This window comes from Alkalibacillus haloalkaliphilus, from assembly GCF_007991275.1.
Lineage (GTDB): Bacteria > Bacillota > Bacilli > Bacillales > Alkalibacillaceae > Alkalibacillus > Alkalibacillus haloalkaliphilus.
Genome location: NZ_BJYA01000011.1, coordinates 1 through 18,564, shown reverse-complemented (window position 1 = coordinate 18,564; position 18,564 = coordinate 1). Strand labels below are relative to the sequence as shown.

Annotated in this window: 17 protein-coding genes and 1 other annotated feature; of the genes, 16 read left to right on the top strand and 1 reads right to left on the bottom strand. The window is 36.0% G+C overall.

The annotated features are described in order from the left end of the window. Window positions 1-4: 4 nt before the first annotated feature. The 6 genes from AHA02nite_RS07895 (at window position 5) to spoVID (ending at window position 6,117) form a co-directional block, all read left to right on the top strand. The gene (locus AHA02nite_RS07895; RefSeq protein ID WP_146816089.1) at window positions 5-835 is read left to right on the top strand and encodes a cytochrome C assembly family protein; all 831 of its coding nucleotides are present in this window, start codon (window positions 5-7) and stop codon (window positions 833-835) included. A gap of 10 nt (window positions 836-845) precedes the next feature. Then, the gene (gene hemC, locus AHA02nite_RS07890) at window positions 846-1,778 is read left to right on the top strand and encodes a hydroxymethylbilane synthase (RefSeq protein ID WP_146816087.1); all 933 of its coding nucleotides are present in this window, start codon (window positions 846-848) and stop codon (window positions 1,776-1,778) included. Then, window positions 1,778-2,539, top strand: a complete 762-nt coding sequence (locus AHA02nite_RS07885) for a uroporphyrinogen-III synthase (protein ID WP_146816085.1) — start codon at window positions 1,778-1,780, stop codon at window positions 2,537-2,539. The genes hemC and AHA02nite_RS07885 overlap by 1 nt, the downstream gene beginning before the upstream one ends. Window position 2,540: 1 nt before the next feature. Continuing rightward, window positions 2,541-3,518 (top strand): porphobilinogen synthase, encoded by a 978-nt coding sequence (gene hemB, locus AHA02nite_RS07880; protein WP_146816083.1) that lies wholly within the window; start codon window positions 2,541-2,543, stop codon window positions 3,516-3,518. A gap of 13 nt (window positions 3,519-3,531) precedes the next feature. After that, a complete protein-coding gene (hemL, locus tag AHA02nite_RS07875) occupies window positions 3,532-4,812 on the top strand; it encodes a glutamate-1-semialdehyde 2,1-aminomutase (protein WP_146816081.1) in 1,281 nt (426 codons plus the stop codon). Window positions 4,813-4,980: 168 nt separating this feature from the next. Continuing rightward, window positions 4,981-6,117, top strand: coding sequence for a stage VI sporulation protein D (gene spoVID / locus AHA02nite_RS07870; RefSeq protein WP_170236021.1), 1,137 nt, complete (start codon window positions 4,981-4,983; stop codon window positions 6,115-6,117). On the opposite strand, the gene AHA02nite_RS07865 is transcribed toward spoVID, so the two are convergent. Next, the gene (locus tag AHA02nite_RS07865; RefSeq protein ID WP_146816077.1) at window positions 6,118-6,306 is read right to left on the bottom strand and encodes a hypothetical protein; all 189 of its coding nucleotides are present in this window, start codon (window positions 6,304-6,306) and stop codon (window positions 6,118-6,120) included. It lies immediately after the preceding gene. Between the two features lie 108 nt (window positions 6,307-6,414). After that, window positions 6,415-6,651: a binding site (T-box leader), on the top strand. A 61-nt stretch (window positions 6,652-6,712) separates the two neighbouring features. Here AHA02nite_RS07865 and AHA02nite_RS07860 point away from each other — a divergent pair. The 10 genes from AHA02nite_RS07860 to minD all read left to right on the top strand — a co-directional run bounded on the left by AHA02nite_RS07860 (window position 6,713) and on the right by minD (window position 18,531). Continuing rightward, window positions 6,713-9,364, top strand: a complete 2,652-nt coding sequence (locus tag AHA02nite_RS07860) for a valine--tRNA ligase (protein ID WP_146816075.1) — start codon at window positions 6,713-6,715, stop codon at window positions 9,362-9,364. Window positions 9,365-9,452: 88 nt separating this feature from the next. After that, the gene (locus AHA02nite_RS07855) at window positions 9,453-10,745 is read left to right on the top strand and encodes a bifunctional folylpolyglutamate synthase/dihydrofolate synthase (RefSeq protein ID WP_146816073.1); all 1,293 of its coding nucleotides are present in this window, start codon (window positions 9,453-9,455) and stop codon (window positions 10,743-10,745) included. A 37-nt stretch (window positions 10,746-10,782) separates the two neighbouring features. Then, the gene (locus AHA02nite_RS07850) at window positions 10,783-12,507 is read left to right on the top strand and encodes a sensor domain-containing diguanylate cyclase (RefSeq protein ID WP_170236020.1); all 1,725 of its coding nucleotides are present in this window, start codon (window positions 10,783-10,785) and stop codon (window positions 12,505-12,507) included. A gap of 177 nt (window positions 12,508-12,684) precedes the next feature. Continuing rightward, window positions 12,685-13,518, top strand: coding sequence for a hypothetical protein (locus tag AHA02nite_RS07845; protein WP_146816069.1), 834 nt, complete (start codon window positions 12,685-12,687; stop codon window positions 13,516-13,518). A 157-nt stretch (window positions 13,519-13,675) separates the two neighbouring features. Further along, window positions 13,676-14,362 (top strand): RadC family protein, encoded by a 687-nt coding sequence (radC, locus tag AHA02nite_RS07840; RefSeq protein ID WP_407642732.1) that lies wholly within the window; start codon window positions 13,676-13,678, stop codon window positions 14,360-14,362. A 241-nt stretch (window positions 14,363-14,603) separates the two neighbouring features. Then, entirely contained in the window at window positions 14,604-15,629 is a 1,026-nt protein-coding gene (locus AHA02nite_RS07835; RefSeq protein WP_146816344.1) for a rod shape-determining protein, read from the top strand. A 17-nt stretch (window positions 15,630-15,646) separates the two neighbouring features. Continuing rightward, entirely contained in the window at window positions 15,647-16,516 is an 870-nt protein-coding gene (mreC, locus tag AHA02nite_RS07830; RefSeq protein ID WP_146816065.1) for a rod shape-determining protein MreC, read from the top strand. Further along, window positions 16,516-17,040 (top strand): rod shape-determining protein MreD, encoded by a 525-nt coding sequence (gene mreD, locus AHA02nite_RS07825; RefSeq protein ID WP_146816063.1) that lies wholly within the window; start codon window positions 16,516-16,518, stop codon window positions 17,038-17,040. Before mreC ends, mreD begins: the two co-directional genes overlap by 1 nt. A 23-nt stretch (window positions 17,041-17,063) precedes the next feature. Then, window positions 17,064-17,735, top strand: coding sequence for a septum site-determining protein MinC (gene minC, locus AHA02nite_RS07820; RefSeq protein WP_170236019.1), 672 nt, complete (start codon window positions 17,064-17,066; stop codon window positions 17,733-17,735). 1 nt (window position 17,736) lies between these two features. Beyond that, complete coding sequence (gene minD / locus AHA02nite_RS07815) at window positions 17,737-18,531, top strand: septum site-determining protein MinD (RefSeq protein ID WP_146816059.1); 795 nt, start codon at window positions 17,737-17,739, stop codon at window positions 18,529-18,531. Window positions 18,532-18,564 lie beyond the last annotated feature (33 nt).

The following is an 18,564-nucleotide window of genomic DNA, read 5'->3' as shown; positions in this document are numbered from 1 at the left end:
TCTCATGGGGATATTCGAACAGTTTAAACTTTACGAATTAATAGTAATACTATATGGCTTAAGTGTAACCTTTTATTTCTATGACTTTGTTGAACGTAACCGGAAGGCGAACAAGATAGCCTTCTGGTTACTTTTATTGGTTTGGATTTTACAGACAGTTCTTCTCTTTACGAATATTTACATACATGGATTTATTCCTGTTTTTAGCATTTTAGAAGGTTTATATTTTTATGCATGGTTAATATTATTAGTATCAATTGTTGTTAACTATTTCTACAAAATGGATTTAGTCGTTTTCATTGTTAATATCATTGGCTTTTTAGTGATGATGATGTTTTTAATGAGCTATGCAACGAGTGATCAATCACAGTTAACAGGGAATTTCGTGGGTGAAATATTAGTGGCTCATATTGTGCTTGCATTTGTTGCCTATACGCTTTATACACTTTCTTTTGCATTTGCAACCCTGTATTTAATACAGTTTTACTTGCTGAAGAAGAAAAGGTGGCGTCAACTAGTCAAGAGGATTGGCAATTTAGAGCAACTAGAGAAGATATCATTTTTACTCGTCGTCTTTGCCACACCGATTCTTTTAATTTCTCTAGTGTTTGGATTGTTGTGGGCTTATACAACTGACGATTTATTTTATTGGTTAGACGCAAAAACGGTAGGATCATTTGTCGTGATTGGGATTTATTCTATCATTATATATATAAGAGTAACGAAAAAGTTAGTAGGCAAATCTGTTGCAAGACTAAATATTATAGCTTTTTTAGTGCTATTTAGTAATTATTTAATTTTATCAATGCTATCAAATTTTCATGGATTAAACTAGGAGGCAAAATATGCGTAACATTATTATCGGTTCAAGAAGAAGTAACTTAGCTTTAACTCAAACTCAGTGGGTTATTGATCAATTAAACAAAGTATCTGATGAGTACAGTTTTGATGTGAAGAAGATTGTGACTAAAGGTGATCAAATCTTGGATGTTACTTTATCAAAAGTTGGAGGAAAAGGCCTGTTCGTTAAAGAAATTGAACAAGCGATGTATAACCATGAGATCGATATGGCTGTACACAGTATGAAAGACATGCCATCACAAGTTCCTGAAGGCTTAACGATTGGTTGTGTGCCAGAACGTGAAGACCACCGTGATGCTTTTATTTCTGAAGATCATGTTAAGTTAGACGACTTAAAAGAAGGCGCATTAATAGGTACGAGTAGTTTACGTCGTGGTGCACAATTACAAGCATATCGTCCAGACCTACAAGTTCAATGGATTCGTGGAAATATTGAAACTAGACTACGTAAGTTAAAAGAAGAGAACTTTGATGCCATTATTTTAGCAGCAGCTGGACTTAAACGTATGGGTTGGTCAACAGAACTAGTTACAGAGTTTTTAGACCCAGAGATCTGTTTACCAGCAGTAGGACAAGGTGCGCTAGCGTTAGAGTGCCGTGAAGATGATGAAGATTTATTACAGCTTATTAATAAAATCAATAATGAGTATACGGCAAGAACGGTTCAAGCTGAGCGTAAGTTTTTAAGTTTATTAGAAGGTAGCTGTTCAGTACCGATCGCTGGCTACGCTGTACTAGAGGAAGATGAAGTTGTATTACAAGCCTTAGTGTCTTCATCTGATGGAAAGACCGTACTAAAAGAAACAGTACGTTCAAAAGATCCAATCGAAGCTGGTGAAAAAGCTGCGGAATTACTCATTAATAGAGGTGCAAAAAAGTTAGTAGAAGAAGCGAAAGAGGAGTTAGAAGGGCAATAATGGGGAATGAAAGTAAGGAAATACTGCTTTCAAGAAGCTTAGATCAACTAAATCCCTTTACTAATTTGGACCTTGATCAAGTAACGGTTAGAGGAGTACCACTTATTAAGTTCGCTCAGTATGATGATCAAGATGCTGAGCGTACCCTTAACTCACTTCATTCATTTGATTGGATTATTTTCACAAGTCATAATGGTATAAAATATTTCTTTAACTTACTAGAACAGCACAATATATCAAAAGAAGTATTGCATCATAAAAAACTTGCAACTGTTGGAAGTAAAACAGCTGAAACGTTAAAAGGGTTTGGTTTTGTAGCTGATTTTGTCCCAGACGTGTACGACGCTGATCGCATGGGAATTCAAATGTTAGAGGAAGAACAATTAAATAATGTGCTTTTAGTTAAAGGAACACGGTCCAGAAGTGTATTAGATGATTTATTTTCAAAGCATCATATAAGCTATTCAACACTTACTGTTTATGATTCGGTAACTAATCAAGATGAAGAAGAATCTATTATGGAAGTCCTAACTGCAAGACGATTATCAGCTGTAGTTTTTACATCACCTTCATCGATTGAAGCGTATTTTGCATTAGGTGGAACATTAGCTCAGAAAACTGTCCATTTACCTTGCTTTTGTATCGGAGAGACGACAGCTAATTATGCTCATAAAGTCGGTTTTAATCAAATAATTGTCCCAGAAACTTATACACTCGATGCTTTAGCTATAGAAGTAGAAAAGTACTTTAAGGAGGAATAGCATGTCAAATTTACCATTTGCACGGCATCGCCGATTAAGAACATCCAACCAACTTAGAGATTTAGTACGTGAAACGAAATTACATACAGAAGATTTAATTTACCCAATCTTCGTTCTTGAACAGCCAGGACAAAAGAATGAAGTGGCTTCAATGCCTGGTGTATACCAAGTATCATTGGACTTTTTATTAGATGAAGTTAAAGAAGTTGTTAATCTAGGGATTCGTTCAATTATTTTATTTGGAGTTCCAGAGGAGAAAGATGACGTCGGTTCTGAGGCGTACAATGATGAAGGTGTCGTACAGAAGGCAACACGAATTGTAAAAGAACAGTATCCAGACTTAGTTGTCGTAGCTGATACGTGCTTATGTCAGTATACATCTCATGGACATTGTGGCGTAATTAAAGATCAGTTTGTAGATAACGATGAAACATTACCATTATTAGTTGAAACAGCTGTGTCACAAGCGAAAGCAGGAGCAGATGTGATCGCTCCATCTAATATGATGGATGGATTTGTTATTGAAATTCGTAAAGGACTAGATCAAGCAGGATTTGAGAACATCCCAATTATGTCCTATGCTGTTAAATATGCATCAGCATTTTACGGTCCGTTTCGAGATGCTGCTCATAGTACACCACAATTTGGTGATCGTAAAACATACCAAATGGATCCAGCTAACCGATTAGAAGCACATCGTGAAGCTGAGTCGGATGTTGAACAAGGTGCAGACTTTTTAATCGTAAAGCCAGCTTTAAGTTATTTAGATATTATGCGTGAATTGAAAGACCGTTATAACCAACCGATCGTCGCTTATAATGTAAGTGGTGAGTATTCTTTAATTAAAGCAGCTGCACAAAATGGTTGGGTAGATGAAAGAGAAATTGTGTTAGAAAAAGTCACTTCAATGAAACGAGCTGGAGCAGACTTAATTATAACTTACTTTGCAAAAGATATCGCGAAATGGATTAAAGAATAAGGAGGACGTTCCAATGACTAATCGTTCACAACAACTATTTTCAGAAGCTGTCGACCTATTTCCAGGTGGGGTTAACTCACCAGTAAGAGCTTTCAACTCTGTAGATGTTGATCCTATTTATATGGAAGAAGGTAAAGGTTCAAAAATTAAAGACGTAGATGGAAATGAGTATATCGACTATGTATTAAGTTGGGGCCCATTAATTGTAGGGCATGCACATGACCAAGTACTTGAAACGTTACAGGAAGTAATGAAGAAAGGGACAAGCTTTGGAGCTAATGTTGAGTATGAAAACAAGTTAGCTAAACTGCTGATCGACCGTGTACCTTCTATTGAAATGATCCGTATGGTTAACTCCGGTACTGAAGCAACGATGAGTGCTTTAAGGTTAGCCAGAGGTTATACGAAACGTAGTAAGATTTTAAAATTTGAAGGTAATTACCATGGCCATGGTGACTCATTATTAATTAAAGCAGGATCTGGTGTAGCAACGCTTGGTTTACCAGATAGCCCTGGTGTACCTGAGTCCATTGCAAAAAATACAATTACGGTGCCATATAACGATCAAGAAAGTGTAAAGTATGCATTTGAACAATATGGTGATGATATTGCAGCTGTTATTGTTGAGCCTGTTTCAGGTAACATGGGCGTAGTACCACCAGTTAATGACTTTTTAAGTTTCTTACGTGATGTTACGAACGACAATGGTTCCTTACTCATATTTGATGAAGTCATGACTGGGTTTAGAGTAGGCTATAATTGCGCACAAGGTCACTTTGATGTAACCCCTGACTTAACATGTCTAGGCAAAGTAATTGGTGGCGGATTACCAGTAGGTGCTTACGGTGGTAAACGCGAAATTATGGAGATGATTGCTCCAGCAGGTGATATTTATCAAGCTGGTACATTATCAGGGAACCCATTAGCGATGGCTGCTGGATATGCGACTTTAAGTCTGTTAACAGAAGCTTCTTATGATGAAATAAATCGTAAAGCAGACCGTTTAGTAGAAGGTATTGAGAAGGCAGCAGAAGAAAACGGTGTTCCATTACAAGTTAACCGTGCGGGATCTATGTTAGGTTTCTTCTTCACAAACGAAGATGTTATCAATTTCGAAACAGCAAAAACTTCAGATCTAGAGTGGTTTGCTAAGTATTATAAAGTGATGGCTGAAGAAGGTATTTTCTTACCACCTTCTCAGTTTGAAGGTATGTTCTTATCAACTGTTCATACAGATGAAGATATTGAAAAAACAATTGAAGCAGTGAATAAAGCATTTAAACAGTATAAATAATCGGATTTTAATTATCTAACCAGTCGGGACTCAAACGAATCTCGGCTGGTTATTTATTTTCTCAGAACTTAGTAGATGTTTATAAAAGTGGACATAGTTCTGTATCTCCCGTAATAGACATATAGTAATTACTAATGGATTAAAGTGACCATAAGAGGGGGATTTAGATTGAGTAATTATGAACAAGTTCCATACCAATTTGAAGTTCGGGAAAATATCAATTTCAAACGAGGGGAGGAAATCGACGACCTTTACAGCATTGCGATCGATCCTGATGTAAAGGTCATTCATGAAAGTAATTATGTACAAATTAGAGGCGTCCTAGTCGTTCGTGGTGACTATCAAACAACGAATTATGATCAAGAATCACAGTACATTGTAGATGATGAGGATTTTAATACAGTACAACAAGTCCGCACGTTAGATAATGGGTTTATGGAGTTTCAATATCCTATCCCTATTGATATAACGATTCCACACAATAGAATACGTACAGATGACCACATTCAAGTTGTCATCGATTATTTCGATTACGAATTACCAGAATCTAAAACATTAAAAGTCTATTCTAATGTTCGTTTAGACGGTACAGAAATGGTTGAAGTAGCAGAAGAGCGCTATGATGAAGAAGAGGCTGATTCTGATTTTGAATTGAAAGAATTTCCGACTATGCAAGAACATGATGGTGACCATGGTCACGAACCTGATTATGAGTATAAAAACCATGACCATGAAGAGTATTATGATGACGATGAGACAAACGATGAACCAGAAGCTTCTGCAGATGAAGGTGAAGAGAAAGGAAGAGATCTTTGGAAAAAGAAAGAGAGTCAATCTCTTCATGATTTTTTTAATAAAAAGGATAACAAAGTCGATGAAGACACAACATCTAGTGTAGAGGAAGTAAACGTTTCACCGATGCCAGAAGAAGCAGATGGCGACGCTGATGCTGATGACAATCATGATTATTATGATCATCATGATGGAGACACAGACACAGACACAGATACAGATACAATAGCAGAAGCAGATGACGCTGAAGAAAAAGTTGAACAAAAAGAATCGAAAGCGAAAAAAGGTCTTAGCTATTTGTCTAAATTTTTCAGGGAAGATGAAGAGAAAGGCACAGTTCAAATGCGTATGCGTTTTGTCCAAGAAGATGATACGTTAGAGTCTATAGCTAATTATTATCAAGTCTCAGTAAGTAAATTAGAACGTTTAAATGGATTAGAAGCTGGTGATACATTAAGTGCTGGAGATGTAATATATGTTCCAGGCAATGTTAAACAATCGAGTGAACACTAATTATATCCATTCCAAATAAAAGGCAATAAAAATACCAACTAACGCACCTGATAAAAACACATCAAGTGTAGAAGGAAAAAGTAATGTCCTAATGAGCTGGTATATCATAATCGGTAAGATACATCTTTCAAATGTAAAAATGCATTGCCTTGCCCAAGGTGGTAAACGGTAACGATAATATTTACCCATAAAAATTTCCTCCTCTCTAGCTACATTATGTACGTAATAAAAAGTTGTGCTTTATATTTATTGACTTTTTCTAATGGTTTTGTATACAATAATAGCAAACTAAATGTTACGTAAATGCTAGTAAGAGAGGAGTACAGGTTTGATCCCGTACAGAGAAGGAAGCCTAGGCTGGAAGTTTCCTCGGGTTGAAAACTTGGAAGGTCGCTCTGAAATAAGCAGCTCCTTTGAACTAAAGTAGGAGGAGCCGGGAAGACCGTTATCCAGTATGAGTGTATGAGTAGAGTAAGTTAATACTCATAAACAAAGGTGGTACCGCGATTGAAGCCAAAGCTTTTCGTCCTTTATTGGGCGAAGAGCTTTTTTTGTTTTCAATGGTGATTAAATGATTATTAAGGAGGAACTTTTTATGGGTGAACACAACGAAACTTCCATGGCACCGAAATACAACCCAACTGAAGTAGAAAAAGACCGGTATCAGTTTTGGGTGGAAGGAAAATATTTTGAAGCAAAAAACGATGAGACGAAAGAACCGTTTACAATTGTAATCCCACCACCGAACGTTACCGGGCGCTTGCACTTAGGTCATGCTTGGGATACGACATTGCAAGATATTATTTCTCGTTATAAGCGTATGCAAGGCTATGATGTCCTTTGGTTACCAGGAATGGATCACGCAGGAATAGCTACACAAGCAAAAGTAGAAGGGAAATTGAAAGAAGAAGGTCAAAGTCGTCATGACTTAGGACGTGAGAAGTTTTTAGAAAAGTCTTGGGATTGGAAAGAGGAGTATGCTTCTTTCATTCGTGCTCAGTGGGAAAAACTCGGTTTAGGAGTTGATTACTCAAGAGAACGTTTCACTTTAGATGATGGATTGTCTCAAGCAGTTCGTGAAGTGTTCGTGTCACTTTATGAACAAGGACTCATTTATCGTGGAGAGTATATTATTAATTGGGACCCAAGTACGCAAACAGCTTTATCGGATATTGAAGTAATCTATAAAGAAGTTCAAGGTGCTTTTTATCACATGAGGTATCCATTGAAAGATGGTTCAGGACATATCGAAGTTGCAACGACTCGTCCTGAAACGATGCTAGGTGATACTGCAGTTGCAGTACATCCAGAAGATGAACGCTACAAAGATTTAATCGGCAAGACAGTTGTGTTACCAATTGTAGGACGTGAAATTGAAATTGTTGGAGATGATTACGTTGACATGGAATTTGGTTCTGGTGCTGTAAAGATCACACCGGCACACGACCCAAATGACTTTGAAATTGGCGAACGTCATAACTTAGAACGTGTACTAGTAATGAATGAAGACGGCACTATGAATGATAACGCAGGTAAGTATAAAGATATGGATCGCTTTGAATGTCGTAAGCAAATTGTTAGCGACCTTCAAGAAGAAGGTGTGTTATTTAATATTGAAGAGCACACTCACCAAGTTGGACACTCAGAACGTAGTGATGCTGTTGTAGAACCTTATCTTTCTACTCAATGGTTCGTTAAGATGGAACCATTAGCAGATCAAGCTGTTGAAATGCAGTCTACTGATGATCAAGTAAACTTTGTCCCCGATCGATTTGAGAAGACTTACTTACACTGGATGGAAAATATTCGCGACTGGTGTATTTCTCGTCAGTTATGGTGGGGACACAGAATTCCAGCCTGGTACCATAAGGAAACAGGCGAAGTATATGTAGGGCGTGAAGCTCCAGAAGATGTAGAAAATTGGGAGCAAGATGATGATGTATTAGATACTTGGTTCTCATCAGCATTGTGGCCATTTTCTACAATGGGTTGGCCTGATAAAGATAGCTATGACTTAAACCGTTATTTCCCGACAGATGTATTGGTAACAGGTTATGATATTATTTTCTTCTGGGTATCTCGAATGATCTTCCAAACGAAGCATTTCATGGATCGCCGTCCGTTTAAGGATGTATTAATCCACGGTCTTGTTAGAGATGCAGACGGTCGTAAAATGAGTAAGTCATTAGGGAATGGCGTTGACCCAATGGATGTAATTGATCAGTATGGTGCTGACTCATTACGTTATTTCTTATCAACTGGCTCATCACCAGGTCAAGATTTACGTTTCCATTGGGAAAAAGTTGAAGCGACATGGAACTTCAATAATAAGATTTGGAATGCATCGCGTTTCGTTATTATGAACTTAGAAGATTTTAAATATGAAGATATCGATCTATCTGGTGAAAAATCAGTTGCTGATGAGTGGATTTTAACTAGGTTAAATGAAACAATCGAAAACGTAACGAGAAATATTGATCGTTATGATTTTGGTGAAGCAGGTCGATACTTGTATAACTTTATTTGGGATGAGTTCTGTGATTGGTATATTGAAATGGCTAAGTTACCTCTTTACGGTGATGATGAAGCGGCAAAGAAAACGACAAAATCAGTGTTAGTTGTAACATTAGACAATATTCTCAGAATGCTACATCCGTTTATGCCGTTTATTACCGAGGAAATCTGGCAGCACATTCCTCATGAAGGGGAATCCATTACTGTACAAAGCTGGCCTGAGGTCGATGAGGTATATAACAATCAACAATCACGTAAGGAAATGGAGCGTCTTGTGTCCATTATCCGTTCTGTAAGAAACGTTCGAGCTGAAGTTGATACACCAATGTCTAAAGAAATTAAAATTATGATTAAAGCAAATGATGATGAAATTGTTTCAGAACTAAATAAAAACGAAGTGTATTTAAATCGTTTCTGTAACCCTGAACAATTAATGATCAATACGAATATTGATGTACCTGAACAATCTAAAAGTGCCGTTGTGACTGGTGCAGAAATTTTCTTCCCATTAGAAGGATTAATTGACATTGATGACGAAATAAATAGACTAAAGCAAGAATTACAAAAATGGAATAGTGAAGTTGAGCGTGTTCAAAAGAAACTAGCTAATGAGAACTTTGTTAGTAAAGCACCAGAGGCCGTAGTACAAGAAGAACGAGACAAAGAAAAAGACTACGTTGAAAAACAGAAGTTAGTTGAAGAGAGAATTGTGGAATTAGAGAAAGTTAAATAAATTCTTTTAAGTATGAGTTGCTCCATTGCATGTGTGGGGCAACTCGTGTTTTATCAATTACAAATATGATGAACTATGGGTGAAGCTAATGAACGAACAAGAAGCTATTAATTGGATTCATAAACAACTAAAGTTCGGGATAAAACCAGGGTTGAACAGAGTTGAAACATTGTTACAAAAGGTTGGTGATCCCCACAAACAACTTAAAACAATTCATATTGCGGGTACTAATGGAAAGGGTTCTACTACAACCTTTTTAAGAGAAATATTACAACAGCAAGATTTTAAAGTAGGAGCGTTCACCTCTCCATACATAGAAATTTTTAATGAAAGAATTAGTATTAATGGACAACCAATTCCAGCTAAGGATCTCGTCAAGTTAGTAGTACAAGTTCGTCCAATCTGTGAAGAACTGGCAGGAACTGAAGATGGTGCACCGACTGAATTTGAAATTATTACTGTAATGGCTTTTATGTACTTTGTTGAACAGTCTGTTGATTATGCCATTATTGAAGTTGGTTTAGGTGGAAGGTTGGACTCCACTAACGTCATTACACCTGTTGTTAGTGTTATTACAACAATCGGTTATGATCACATTCATATATTGGGTGACACTGTTGAAGAGATTACATACGAAAAAGCGGGGATTATTAAACCCTCTACCCCTGTAATTTCTGGTGTTAAACAAGTAGAAGCGCAAAACATTATTGAAAAGCGATCAAGAGATCATCAGACATCAGTATTACAGTTAGGAAATGACTTTAAAAATAATATTGTTAATACTAACAGTGATGAGCAGTGTTTCACCTTTGAATGGGGAAATGTAAAATTTGCTGATATAACAATGTCTATGAAAGGTTTTCATCAAATTGATAACGCATCCTTGGCAATTCAAAGTTATTTGACGATAGCAACTATTGAAGAGTTCCCCGTTCAAGCTGAATCTATTTATAAAGGTATTCATAATGCCTATTGGCCAGGTCGATTTGAAATGATTCAAAAAGGGCCTGATGTAATCTTGGATGGGGCTCACAATGTGGAAGCAATTAAGACTTTAGTCACAACAGTAAATAGTAGGTATGAGCGTGCGAACGTAACAGTTTTATGTTCTTTCATACAAAATAAACCAATTAATGAAATGTTGTCAATTTTATCAAAAAATTATAATAATATAGCGCTTACAACGTTTGACTTTTTTAATAATTATGGGTATTATGAACTAAAAGAAAAGTATGAAAATGGTAATGTTAAAGTAGAAGAAGACTGGAAAAAAGCGTACAACTCAACGTTAGAGGCTTTAGAGGCAGATGAAGTGTTAGTCGTTACAGGTTCTTTATATTTTATATCAGAAGTTAAAAAAGCTTTAAAGGAAAATAACTAAGATTGGGAGAATGATTTCCTTAAAAAGGGGCCTTTATATGTCAAGATCTAAAAATGTTGCCGTTTGGCTTATATGGTTAGCTGTTTTTCCTACCACATTGGCTTACTTATACATAGCAATTGAACCGAACTTTTCAGGGTATTGGTTGGATCTCTTAGCCTTTGCGATTGTGGTTAGCGCTGTAGCTGCTTTTCCAATTCAGGTGGGGTCTATTACAATCTTCTTTATTAACGGCGTAAGCTTTGCTGTGTTTTTATACTTTGGTTTATTTGCTGAGATTATAATAACTCAACTTGCCTTAGTCGCTCTATTTATAAAGATTAGGCTGAAAAAATCAGAGTTTCATCGAATAGCAACAAACTCAACGATGCTTCTCTTAACCTCGATATTTGCAGCAGTAGTATATTATGCATTAGGAGGAACTCACGGCGTTCTATCATTAAGTACACTTGATGAGATTATCCCATTAGTAGGTTATGTCGTAGGTTCGATTGTCGTTAACCAATTTCTTTTAACGATTATTGATGTTTATGTTAAAGGAAATAAATTTACTGCAGTTCCGAAATCATTATTTATCGATAGTTTAACTACAGCGATGATTACTCCAATTGGAATTATTCTTTATATATTATATTTAGAAATTGGTATACCTGGTATTCTCATTGTTAGTTTCCCTGCAATTTTACTATCAGTAGTTATCTCAACTTATCATAAAGGTAGACGAGTAAACACTTACTTGCATGAGACGAGTGAAATTGGTCACGAGTTATCGAAGAAGTTAAATGTGAAAGACGTATTAGATACGTTTATCGCAAGAGTTGAAAAGTTAATTCCGATGTCTTATATATATGTATATGATATTACCAATTCAACACAGTCGATGCATCTAATTCGTTATGTAGATAGCGAAGGTAAAGAGAAAGTTGATGAGATGTCTTTAAGTTATGGAGAAGGATTTGCTGGTGAAATTTATAAAAAGCAAAAAGCTTCGATCATTCTTAAGCGTAATCAAATAAGAAGTATACCTGGAATAGAACTCCCAGAGCAAGTTCACAGTGTGATTGGAGTTCCTATTTTAAGAAATAACAATGTTGTCGGTGTTCTTGTTATTGCATCGAAGCAAGTAAGAGCCTATGAAAAGTATCATCTAATGTTACTTGAGATACTTGGTAACTTTCTTTCGGTTGCAATTGAAAATGCAAGGCATTACCAGTCAGAGAAAAACAAGAGTCAACGCGATCGATTGACAGGCTTGTATAACTATCGATATTTTACTGAACATCTAGAAGGATATGCATTAGATTTAATGGAGAAAGGCTTAGAAGAAAAGCTATCTGTCATTTTATTTGATTTAGACTCCTTTAAGAAGCTGAATGATACATATGGTCATGAAGCTGGAAATGAAGTTTTAGTTGAATTAGCTAGGAGATTAGAAGATTATTTAGGCGATCGCGGTATTGTGGCTCGCTATGGTGGGGAAGAATTTACAGTATTAATTAAAGACATTGAGCATGAAGAAGCGATTAAGTTAGCTGAAGATATACGTTTTATGATTGCAAAAGATCCTTTTGTTGTTTATGAACATATGATTGAAGGGGAAGATTCAGTCAAAGTGTATGTAACAGCGAGTATTGGTGTAGCAACTTACCCTGATCATTGTGAATCACCTGAGGAACTAATTAGACAGGCAGATCGTTCAATGTATGTTGGGGCTAAACGTAGTGGTAAAAACCGTGTTGCATCAGCAGCTGTTGCGATGTGAGCCGTTGGAATGTTATTTACAAATTTTTAATTAATGACGCTATTAAACAAGACTCTCTATTTTGATTAGAGAGTCATTTTTTGTCTGAAATTGAATAAACTATATGACAGAATTTTATCTTTTTTTTAGTTGAAATATGGTAGGATTTCAACCAATAAGGATGAAGGTGGTTAAAATATGGACGAGCGTAAAAAGGTGAGAGTGACAATTAATCAGGATGATTCTAAAGACCATCGTTCACATGACTTAGAGAAAGTTTTGACACCGAAGAGTAAAGGTATACATAATTTTTCTGGTAAAAAGAAGTTTTCAGTTACCATTTTAAGAGCAGTTATATTAGCTGTTGCTTTAGGAACATTATTCGGTTTCGCAATGATGTATTTCTTTGATCTGTCAACTGATCAAACGCCTGTTGGTACTCCTGTTGAGACAATTGGGACTCAAGATGATGATGGAGAAGAAGGCACAAATGGTGGTACGAGTGACCAAGGTGATTCTACAGTGTTTCAAACAGACTTATCTACACATGAAGTTATCCAGTTAGGTGTTTTTTCTTCAGAGCAAAATGCTAGAGAGTTGCAGTTGCACTTAGACTTTGTTCCTTCTGTTGTAACTGAAGATAATGGTCAATATGTACTGTTAACGAGTTTGTTAAGAAGCTCATCTGTTGAAGAAGAAGTTATGAATTACTTTGAATCGAATGGTCTTGAAAGAAATGAAGATTATATAAGTAAAACTTGGGCATTCTCAAGTGAAGAAGTAGAAGTTCCTGATGGAGTGTATGAATGGCTTAATCAAGGCGAAGAGCTCATTCACGAAACTGAACTGAATGGTGAGTGGAGAGATCGTGTTGAAGACTGGTTATCACAACTGCCTAATCATTATAGTGATCACAACTATTTAGATGAAGCAATTAATATAATAACGGATCAACCAAGTAATGAAAGTGAGCAACTGTTACAAAACCAAACGTTACTTTTGGCAATTTATTTATTTTATGACGTAATTTAGTATAAATTATATAAAGAATAGAATTTTGTTTTTATAAAACAAATCTGCTCATTTATTTCAAGTTTACGAAAGGGAAAATGGTCTTTTCCCTTTTTGTTTTATTATAGCGACTTTTTTAAAATATACATGTCGACTTATTATGAGAGGAGCATGTATATTGAGTAATAATATTTTAATTAGAGATGTACCAGCGAGTGATCGACCAAGAGAAAGATTAATCGAAGTGGGGCCACAAGCGTTATCTAATCAAGAGTTAATAGCGATCTTAATTGGTAGTGGTTCTAAAGGACAATCAGCATTATCACTTGCAACACGTTTATTAAAGCATTTCGAAGGTCTATTACTGCTGAGGGATGCTTCGATTAATGAGCTAACAAGTATAAATGGTATAGGTGTTGCTAAAGCGGTCCAACTGATGGCAGCGTTAGAATTAGGTAAGCGAATCCATACTTATAAGACAAGTGATCAATATGTTATTAAGAGTCCAGAAGATGGTGCTAACTTTTTAATGGAAGATTTGCGTGGCTTAAAACAAGAGCACTTCGTGGCATTATACCTCAACACTAAAAATCAAATTATTCATAGGCGAACAATTTTCATTGGCAGTCTTAATTCATCCATTGTCCATCCTCGTGAAGTGTTTAAAGAAGCCATTAAACATTCAGCTGCTTCTGTAATATGTGCTCACAACCATCCGTCAGGTGATCCTTCACCATCAAATGAAGATGTCCATGTAACGAGAAGATTGTATGAATCAGGTAAAGTAGTCGGAATTGAACTTTTAGACCATTTGGTAATAGGAGATCACAAATATATCTCAATGAAAGAAAAAGGGTACTTATAGTTTAGATTATTTAAGACATTGTTAAAAAAATAGTTAAAAAATCACATATATTTGAGGCGTGTAAACCTATCTATTTTAAGTTATTTTTCGTATAATATATATAATAAAGTGTTTATAAGCACCACTAATTTAAGAGTTTTAAATAATTGTGGTGCTTATTCATGTTTTAAACATTATAAGCGTATTTTATAGTATCAATCTTATTTTTACAGAGGGGCGATCAAGATTGGGAACATCATTTATGAACCGTGATTTCGGTATAGATTTAGGTACAGCTAATACGCTTGTTTATGTAAAGAATAAAGGCATTGTGTTAAATGAACCAACAGTAGTAGCCGTGAATAAGCATACGAATGAAATATCAGCAGTGGGTAACGAAGCTAAGAAAATGGTAGGAAGAACTCCAGAAAACATTTCAGTAATTCGTCCGATGAAAGACGGTGTGATAGCAGATTTTGATACGACAGCTGCTATGATGAATTACTACGTAAGTAAAGTTCATAAAGCGAAGTCAATCTTCTCAGCTAAACCAAATGTCATTGTGTGCGTTCCTTCAGGTATCACAATGGTAGAAGAGAGAGCTGTATTAGATGCTACTAAACAAGCTGGCGCTAAAGAAGTGTATCCAATTTCAGAACCATTTGCAGCAGCTATAGGTGCTGACTTACCTGTTTGGGAACCAACTGGGAATATGGTAGTTGACATTGGCGGAGGCACGACAGAAGTTGCTATTATTTCTTTAGGTGGTACTGTTACTAGCAAATCGATTCGTATGGCCGGGGATCGAATGGATCAACAAATTATTACGTATATTCGTAAAAAACATGGTCTATTAATTGGAGAAACAACAGCAGAACAGTTAAAATTTGAGTTAGGTGCTGCACGTAATGATAATCTACGTGGTAAAATGGACATTAGAGGTCGAGACCTTGTTACAGGACTTCCTCAAACTGTTACAATTCAAAGTGAAGAAATAGTTGAAGCTATAAGTGAGACAGTAGAGGCAATTATCGAAGCAATTAAAAATACTCTTGAAAGCTCACCACCAGAATTATCCTCAGACATTATTAACAGAGGCATTGTATTAACAGGTGGGGGAGCATTATTAAAATATTTAAATGAAGAAGTAAGTTATGCTACTGATATGCCAGTTTTTGTTGCAGAGAACCCTTTAGAGTGTGTGGCGATTGGTACTGGTAAAGCTTTAGATCAACTTGAACACTTTAAAAATGCACCAAATGTTGCAGATAGAAATACGCTAAATTAAGAGAAGGTGTAACGTTTATGCCATCATTTTTAAGAAAGAGAAAGTTAATTGTATTTTTAGTAGGGATTATACTAGTTGTAAGTTTAATTGGGTATTCACTAAGGTCCGATAGTGGCGAGAGTTTACCAGCGCAATTTGCGATTGATACGGTCGGATTCTTTCAAAATATATTACACACACCACTTAATTATTTTGTGGAAATCTTTGATTCTGTTGGAGATATTAAAAGTGTTTATGAACAAAATCAAGTGTTAAAAGAAGAATTACAAGATTATAAAACGTTAGCTTATCAAGTTAGTGAGCTGGAAACTGAAAACGAAGAATTAAGGGCAATGGCTGAAGTTGATTCCACACTTACAGATTATGAAACCCTCAATGCAGCTGTTGTTGCTAGAAGTCCGGAAAGATGGTTTCAGCAAGTGACCATTAACCGGGGTAAACAACATGGTGTTGAAGCTAATATGGCTGTAAGGACAGCAGAGGGGATGGTTGGTAAAGTAATCAATGCTTCACAACTAACTTCTACTGTTCAGCTATTAAGTGGCTTTGGGACAGAACATCAAGTATCTGCGATTGTTGACGGTGATGACTCGATCTTCGGGTTAGTTGAAGGATATGATAGTGATACAGAGAAACTAGTTTTCCGTGAGCTTACAGGAGAAGACGAACTTGAAGAGGGACAAGCTGTTGTAACTTCTGGTTTAGGTGGCGTTTTCCCAAGAGGGATTCTTATCGGTGAAGTTAGCTCAATTGAATTAGATTCATATGGATTAACTAAAGTTGCTTATGTCGAGCCAGCGGCAAACTTACAAGATATTAGCCAAGTTATGGTCGTTGATCGCGACTTGCACTCCACTGTTATTGATGAAGAAGAGGAGGAAGAGTAATGAAAGTCTTCCTTCTACCTTTATTTATGTTTATATTTTTTGTAACACAAAGTGTAGCCGCTGAATTAATTCCACAGACCTTTTGGCTTGGAAGCTTATATTACATTCCTCATTGGACACTGATTTTTGCCATATTAATTATAACGTTTTATGACCGAGAGCATAGTTATGTTGGTCTTTTAAACGGACTAGCGTTCGCTTTTCTTACAGACTTAGTTTATACGAACCTTTTAGGCGTTTACTTTTTAGCCTATGGTTTGGCACTATATATGGTCCATGTGTTAAAGCGCTACCTTCATAAGAACTTTTTGGTCGTTTTGTTATTTTCTATTTTAGGGTTAGCAGCAGCAGAAGTTTTAATCTATAGTTTATACTTCATTATTGGACAAGTCGATTTAAGCTTCAATGCTTATATATTCAACCGTTTAATTCCAACATTATTAATAAATATATTATTTTTGTTAATAATATACCCTATTTTTATCAAAAAACTAGTAAAATGGAAGTATGAATTAGAGAAATAAAAGTAGTAATGGGGTGTCCCAAGATGACAGAAACTAATCTCTACCTTACAATGAAAGGTACAAATGAAGGGATTATCGTATATTTAGATGATCAATGCTCATTTACAAATTTATTAAATGAACTAGGGAACCAAGTGAAATCAGATACAATTGAAAATACGACAGAAGTAATTATAAATTGTCAGAACAGATACTTACAAGATTGGCAACGAGAAGAGATTAGGCAAGTGGTTGAAGAGCAGAGCTCATTAAAAGTAAAGTCAATTGAGTCAAATGTAATGTCGCACGAAGAAGCATTAAAATGGTTTGACCGATCGACAATCAAACCATTTGTTAAAACTGTCAGATCAGGACAAGTGTTACATGTTGAAGGTGATGCTTTAATATTAGGTGATATTAATCCTGGTGCAACAGTGAATGCAACAGGTAATATATTTGTAATGGGTCAGTTGAAAGGAATTGCTCATGCTGGTTATGCTGAAGGAACAGACCATGTAGTCGTGGCATCTTATATGAACCCAAATCAAATAAGAATTGCTAATAAAATTAGCAGGGCACCTGATTATGAGATGCAAGGCTCAAGTCGAGAGTTTGCATATATTAATCAAGAAACTGGGCAGATCGAGCTTGAACAAATACATAACCTTCAAAAAATCCGACCAAACTTAACGGATATAGTAGAAAGGGGATTATAAAATGGGGGAAGCAATAGTAATTACTTCTGGTAAAGGTGGAGTAGGAAAGACGACGACAACAGCCAATATTGGCACAGCGTTAGCTTTACAAGATAAGAAGGTATGCTTAATTGATACAGATATTGGTCTGCGTAATTTGGATGTTATTTTAGGTTTAGAAAATAGAATTATTTTTGATATTATTGATGTCATTGAAGGACGTTGTAAACTTCAAGCTGCATTAGTAAAAGATAAGCGATTTGATTGTTTGCATTTATTACCAGCAGCACAATCTAGCGATAAAAATGAAGTAACGCCTGAGGGTGTTAAAGAGTTAGTAGATGAACTAAAACCGGACTATGACTACATATTAATTGACTGTCCTGCCGGTATCGAACAAGGTTATAAAAATGCTGTAGCTGGTGCAGATAAAGCAATTGTCGTAACAACACCTGAGAAGTCTAGCGTTAGAGATGCTGACCGTATTATTGGGTTGTTAGAGCAAGAAGATTTAGAGTCACCTCACCTTGTTATTAATCGAATTAGAAAGCACATGATGGATAGTGGTGATATGTTAGACGTCGATGATATCGTCTCGACGCTGTCAGTTGAATTATTAGGGGTCATCATGGATGATGAAGATGTAATTAGAGCATCACACCATGGTAACCCAGTCGCTTTCCAACCAGATACGAAAGCTTCAATATGTTATCGTAATATTTCTAGACGTATTTTAGGAGAATCAGTGCCATTAATGTCTTTCGATGAAGACAAAGGAATCATGGTCAAAGTAAAAAAAATACTAGGTATGAAATAAGACTAAACGTGTGGTTACTAAACCACACGTTTT

Excerpts from the sequence above, each read along its gene's own strand:
- hemL (WP_146816081.1), top strand. The coding sequence starts at position 3,532 with ATGACTAATCGTTCACAACAACTATTTTCAGAAGCTGTCGACCTATTT.
- minD (WP_146816059.1), top strand. The coding sequence starts at position 17,737 with ATGGGGGAAGCAATAGTAATTACTTCTGGTAAAGGTGGAGTAGGAAAG.
- AHA02nite_RS07845 (WP_146816069.1), top strand. The coding sequence starts at position 12,685 with ATGGACGAGCGTAAAAAGGTGAGAGTGACAATTAATCAGGATGATTCT.
- minC (WP_170236019.1), top strand. The coding sequence starts at position 17,064 with ATGACAGAAACTAATCTCTACCTTACAATGAAAGGTACAAATGAAGGG.
- AHA02nite_RS07850 (WP_170236020.1), top strand. The coding sequence starts at position 10,783 with ATGTCAAGATCTAAAAATGTTGCCGTTTGGCTTATATGGTTAGCTGTT.
- hemB (WP_146816083.1), top strand. The coding sequence starts at position 2,541 with ATGTCAAATTTACCATTTGCACGGCATCGCCGATTAAGAACATCCAAC.
- AHA02nite_RS07855 (WP_146816073.1), top strand. The coding sequence starts at position 9,453 with ATGAACGAACAAGAAGCTATTAATTGGATTCATAAACAACTAAAGTTC.
- hemC (WP_146816087.1), top strand. The coding sequence starts at position 846 with ATGCGTAACATTATTATCGGTTCAAGAAGAAGTAACTTAGCTTTAACT.
- AHA02nite_RS07835 (WP_146816344.1), top strand. The coding sequence starts at position 14,604 with ATGAACCGTGATTTCGGTATAGATTTAGGTACAGCTAATACGCTTGTT.
- mreC (WP_146816065.1), top strand. The coding sequence starts at position 15,647 with ATGCCATCATTTTTAAGAAAGAGAAAGTTAATTGTATTTTTAGTAGGG.
- AHA02nite_RS07865 (WP_146816077.1), bottom strand. The coding sequence starts at position 6,306 with ATGGGTAAATATTATCGTTACCGTTTACCACCTTGGGCAAGGCAATGC.
- AHA02nite_RS07885 (WP_146816085.1), top strand. The coding sequence starts at position 1,778 with ATGGGGAATGAAAGTAAGGAAATACTGCTTTCAAGAAGCTTAGATCAA.
- AHA02nite_RS07860 (WP_146816075.1), top strand. The coding sequence starts at position 6,713 with ATGGGTGAACACAACGAAACTTCCATGGCACCGAAATACAACCCAACT.
- mreD (WP_146816063.1), top strand. The coding sequence starts at position 16,516 with ATGAAAGTCTTCCTTCTACCTTTATTTATGTTTATATTTTTTGTAACA.
- AHA02nite_RS07895 (WP_146816089.1), top strand. The coding sequence starts at position 5 with ATGGGGATATTCGAACAGTTTAAACTTTACGAATTAATAGTAATACTA.